This is a genomic window from Sulfurovum sp. bin170, from assembly GCF_010892395.1.
In the GTDB taxonomy this organism is placed as follows: domain Bacteria; phylum Campylobacterota; class Campylobacteria; order Campylobacterales; family Sulfurovaceae; genus UBA1140.
Genome location: NZ_JAACKB010000369.1, coordinates 1 through 2,198, shown reverse-complemented (window position 1 = coordinate 2,198; position 2,198 = coordinate 1). Strand labels below are relative to the sequence as shown.

At 35.5% G+C, this 2,198-nt stretch carries 1 protein-coding gene; it reads left to right on the top strand.

Annotation, left to right across the window (positions count from 1 at the left end):
* Positions 1-169: 169 nt before the first annotated feature.
* Positions 170-1,981: a penicillin-binding protein 2 gene (gene mrdA, locus GSY74_RS08830; RefSeq protein WP_164664741.1), complete on the top strand. Its 1,812-nt coding sequence runs from the start codon at positions 170-172 to the stop codon at positions 1,979-1,981.
* The last annotated feature ends 217 nt before the right edge of the window (positions 1,982-2,198 follow it).

Sequence of the window (2,198 nt, the reverse complement as noted above, 5' to 3'; positions counted from 1 at the left end):
CAATACCAAGACATCCTCTTTCACCCCTATATTTTTTGCCTCTTTTAAAGTAAAAAGAACTATTCTCTTACCTATATTTTGACCACGATATTCTGAACTCTAAAACCATTGTAGCTGACTCCATGTTATGGTTCTATATTCTTGTTGATATAATAGTAGGATTGTTATTATGAGATTTACGATAATTATTACTATCTTTGTACTTTTTTGGATTATGTTAATATCTAGGATTTATCAGATTAGTATCAAATCCAACTACTACTATGAGAACTTGGCTCAAAATAATATTGAACGAAAATATTTTATAAAGCCTGTACGGGGTGAGATTTTGGATAGAAAAGATAAACTCTTGGCAGTCAATAAGATAGGATTTTCAATTAAGATTGAACCCCATCTCAAGAGTACTAGCCCAGAGCTAATACAAACTATAAATAGTATTGTAAAAGAGTTTCCTGACTATAATAGTACAAAACTTCTGAAGATTTATAAAAAAAAGAATTCAGCATATAATCATAGATTTATCCCAATAATTGATTTTATATCATATGAAGATATGATTGGTGCATATCCCAAATTGACAATTAATAAGTTTCTAAAGATAGAGTCAGAGACAAAACGCTACTATCCTGCTGGGAGTATGGCTACTCATATTGTAGGGTATGTTGCTCGTTCAACCAACAAAGATAATGAGAAAGACCCAGTAGTTGATAAAGTAGGTGTAGTAGGAAGAACAGGACTGGAGAGACAATACAACGATATACTTCAAGGTCAATTGGGATATAGAACAGTCAAAGTAAGTGCAACCAATGAAGAGGTTTCAGAGTTAGAGAAAAAAGAGCCAATTGAAGACCAAAATTTAATACTTAATATTGATTTAGGACTGCAAAAACTTATAAATAGACTCTTTAGAGATAAAAACCAGTCTGGTGTAGCTGTAGTGATGCATGTCAATGGGGATATTTTATCAGCAGTCTCATACCCCTCATATGACCCAAATCTTTTTGTGGGTGGTATATCTTCAAAAAATTGGAAGAGATTAATTGATGATTTCAACCATCCCTTTACAAATAAGATAGTATCTGGTCTATATCCCCCAGGGTCAACAATTAAAATGAGTATGGCTCTTGCTTATGCTCAATCAGGAAAAGCATCATTGGATGCTAATGAGTACTGTAAAGGGTATATAAGAATAGGTAGAAATAAGCATAAGTTTAGATGTTGGTCAAGATGGGGACACGGCTCTGTTCCTCTGAGAAAAGCGATTCGAGAGAGTTGTGATGTATATTTTTATAATAAGAGTCTGCAAGTTGGTATCGATGCGATGTCTAAATATCTAAACACTTATGGTTTGGGTGTCAAAACGGGTGTTGATTTACCAAGAGAGAAATCAGGAGTTATACCTACCAAAGCTTGGAAGATGAAAAGATTTAAGCAACCTTGGTATCGTGGTGAGACAATTATCGCATCTATTGGTCAGGGATACGACCTAATTACACCTCTACAGTTGGCAAGAAATACAGCTTTTTTAGCAACAAAAAAACTGCCAATACCTCATCTAGCTCATAAGATTGTGGATAAGATAGTTATGCCAGAGTATCAAGAGCCAGAGGTAAATGAGTATTATCTCAATACTATTCGTAGAGGGATGTATGATGTCTGTAATGCCCCAAGAGGTACAGCACGAAGAGCTATGTCAAAGTTACCTATAGAGGTTGCTGGTAAGACAGGTACTTCTCAGGTTGTCTCTATCCCCCAAGGTGAAAAGAAGAGGATGCTAGAGTCAGAGATGGAGTATTATAGCCGTTCTCATGCTTGGTTCACATCTTATGCTCCATTTGAAAACCCTCAATATGTAGTCTCTATTCTTGTGGAGCATGGAGGTCATGGAGGAAGCACAGCCGCTCCAATCGCTGCCGAGATTTATAGATGGATGCATAAAAAAGAGTATTTCAAAGAGGAGGCTTTCTCTAAGTTTGAGTAAGGTTATCTCCTTGTTGGAATATGGCGAGGCTAAAGCCATCGTTTCCTTATATGCAATTTGCATATTCGGAATCGGCGTGTTTACACCCGAACTAGTTGCTCTAAAGTGTACTCTTCTATTTATCAAAAAACTTCAAGAAAACCCCGTTCTCTAAGACGGGGATGAATTGAAAAATTTAATATTCAATAAAGTTATTTTTTGTTATAATTTCTTTGAT

Excerpts from the sequence above, each read along its gene's own strand:
- mrdA (WP_164664741.1), top strand. The coding sequence starts at position 170 with ATGAGATTTACGATAATTATTACTATCTTTGTACTTTTTTGGATTATG.